We start from the raw sequence: 2,291 nt of genomic DNA, 5'->3' as shown, positions 1-2,291 counted from the left end.
CACCCTGTGATCGCATCGGACTTTGATGCGGATCGCATCCAGGTAGATCACCGGATAGAACGCTTCTAAGGGGCGGTGCTGCCACTCCAAGACGGCCTCGCACACCGCGTCAGTGATCGTGGAAATCGTCCCAGCGCTGACCTCCACGCCCAAGGTGGAGGCCAGGTGATGACGAATATCGCGCACCGTCATCCCCCCGGCATACAAGCTGATAATCATCGAATCCAAACCATCGAGGCGCCGCTGTCCTTTACGCACCAGGCGCGGGGTGAACGAGCCCGCCCGGTCCCGGGGAACCTCAATCTCGAAGGCACCCACCTCCGATATCACGGTCTTCTTCGTCGTGCCGTTCCTCGTGTTCGAGCGCGCCTGCGCGCTGGTCTGGCCCTTCTCATACCCCAAATGCTCGGAAAGCTCCGCAGCCAGGCCGCGCTCCAAGGCCTCCTTGAGCAACGCCGGCAACAAGCCCTGGCTGCCCGTCATCTCGACCTCGCCAGCATCAAGACGCTCAAACAACGCATCCAACGCCCCCGAGCGACGCAGCTCCTCCACCGTCTCACGCCCACTAGCGCCAGCCACAACAACATCATCATCATTCATCATGCATCAATCCTTTCAAACAAGAAGACGGATACACAGACAATTGAACACGCCTCCGTGAGCTCACCGGCATCGTGGACCTGACACGAGGGGAGGATCACCCCACGGCCCGCTTGAGTGGACCTGGTCCCAGGCAGGTCTGGCACCGCGCATGAGAACTGGCTAGAAGAGCGCGGCGAAGACTTTCGCTCCGGTATCCAGATCGCGACGCTGGATCCCTTCCAGGGACAGCAAGAACGCCATCGACGATCAACTCCAAGACACCACCAGCGTCCTCGACGCCTTCCATATCGTCAAACTCTCTGGCGACGCTCCAGGTGAGGTACGCCGCCGCGTCCAGCAAGACACGACCGGTCACCGCGCACGCACAAGCGACTCCCTCTCCCCAGGTCCGCAATCTTTTGCGCGCCTCACGCCGCAGGCTCACCCCACGCCAAAAGGAACGCCTCCGTGAGGCCTTCACGGCAGATGAGGCACACATCAGTGTCGAAGTCGCCTACCTTCACCGAGCAAGTCCGAGACGTCTTCCACCAAGCCACACCCACCCAAGGCCAACGCCTGGCCGCACACCTCATCCAGCGCCTACCAGCCTGCCCCATCCCCGAAATCGCTGGGTTATAGGACAAAACGTGTTGGTTGGGGGGTTAGTCCCAGGTGTTGTGGTAGGGGGTGGTGTGGTGGAGTTCGTTGAAGCAGATTGCGTCGCCCCAGCCGGGGATGGTGGCGGTGGCTTGGTGGGTTTGGCTGGCTTGGTACCAGGCATTTTCGAGGGCTGGGCGATCCGACAGTTGCGTTTCGAGGGAGCCACCATCGCTGGCCTGGCTCGACAACTGGCAACCACATGGAACACCGTGTGGTCCCACATCAAGCCGTGCCTGCAAGCCGCATCTGATGACCCCGCCCGTTTTGCGGGGGTGCGGGTGCTGGGGGTTGATGAGCATGTGTGGCATCACCAGGACCGACGCCGACGAGGGCCCCGTGAGCTCACCGTCATCGTAGACCTGACGCGAGGGGAGGATCACCCCACGGCCCGCTTGTTAGACCTGGTCCCAGGAAGGTCTGGCACCGCGCATGAGAACTGGCTAGAAGAGCGCGGAGAAGACTTCCGTGCGGGGGTGCGAATCGCGCGCTGGATCCCTACCAGGGACAGCAAGAACGCCATCGATGATCAACTCCAAGACGCCACCAGCGCCTGAAGTGCCTTCCATATCGTCAAGCTCGCTGGCAACGCTCTCGATCAAGACACCCTGGGTCACCGCGGACGCAAAGGCGATCCCCTCTATCAGATCCGGCTTCTTTTGCGCGCCTCGCGCCGCAGGCTCACCCCACGTCAAAAGGAACGCCTCCGTGAGGCCTTCACGGCAGATGAGGCGCATATCAGTGTCGAAGTCGCCTACCTTCACCGGGCAAGTGCGCGAGGTCTTCCCCCAAGACACACCCGCCCAAGGCCGATGCCTGGCCGCTCGTCTCATCCAGCGCCTACCAGCCTGCCCCATCCCCGAGATCGCTCGCCTGGGCCGGACCCTACGCAAGTGGAAGGACGCACTCGACGCCTACTTCGGACTATAGGTCACGAACGTGGTGCTTAAGTTCCGTGTTTAGGTTGGGATTGCGGGCGAAAGTCGCTGTTATTTAGGTTCGGGCGGTTAATCGCGCAGCTTCCTTGACTTTCTGGGGTGATCGTGTAGTGG

The 2,291-nt window shown here is 61.6% G+C and carries 5 protein-coding genes; 3 read left to right on the top strand and 2 right to left on the bottom strand.

The window, feature by feature from the left end; all coding sequences use genetic code 11:
* A partial coding sequence (locus BQ7477_RS02390; protein ID WP_200783456.1) for a transposase occupies nt 1-603 on the bottom strand: 603 nt, incomplete at its 3' end.
* 211 nt (nt 604-814) lie between these two features.
* Here BQ7477_RS02390 and BQ7477_RS12245 point away from each other — a divergent pair.
* A complete protein-coding gene (locus BQ7477_RS12245) occupies nt 815-1,054 on the top strand; it encodes a transposase (protein ID WP_338072943.1) in 240 nt (79 codons plus the stop codon).
* A gap of 29 nt (nt 1,055-1,083) precedes the next feature.
* Complete coding sequence (locus tag BQ7477_RS12240; protein WP_234968647.1) at nt 1,084-1,221, top strand: hypothetical protein; 138 nt, start codon at nt 1,084-1,086, stop codon at nt 1,219-1,221.
* 23 nt (nt 1,222-1,244) lie between these two features.
* Here the strand turns inward: BQ7477_RS12240 and BQ7477_RS02380 are convergent, their stop codons facing one another.
* A complete protein-coding gene (locus BQ7477_RS02380) occupies nt 1,245-1,430 on the bottom strand; it encodes a hypothetical protein (protein ID WP_073982684.1) in 186 nt (61 codons plus the stop codon).
* A gap of 417 nt (nt 1,431-1,847) precedes the next feature.
* Here BQ7477_RS02380 and BQ7477_RS12235 point away from each other — a divergent pair, with 417 nt between their 5' ends.
* On the top strand, nt 1,848-2,189 hold the full coding sequence (locus tag BQ7477_RS12235; protein WP_234968648.1) for a hypothetical protein: 342 nt from the start codon (nt 1,848-1,850) through the stop codon (nt 2,187-2,189).
* The last annotated feature ends 102 nt before the right edge of the window (nt 2,190-2,291 follow it).

Source organism: Actinomyces bouchesdurhonensis (assembly GCF_900128465.1).
Taxonomy (GTDB): domain Bacteria; phylum Actinomycetota; class Actinomycetes; order Actinomycetales; family Actinomycetaceae; genus Pauljensenia; species Pauljensenia bouchesdurhonensis.
The sequence above is the reverse complement of the archived record's forward strand: the minus strand, read 5'-3'. Positions and strand labels throughout refer to the sequence as shown.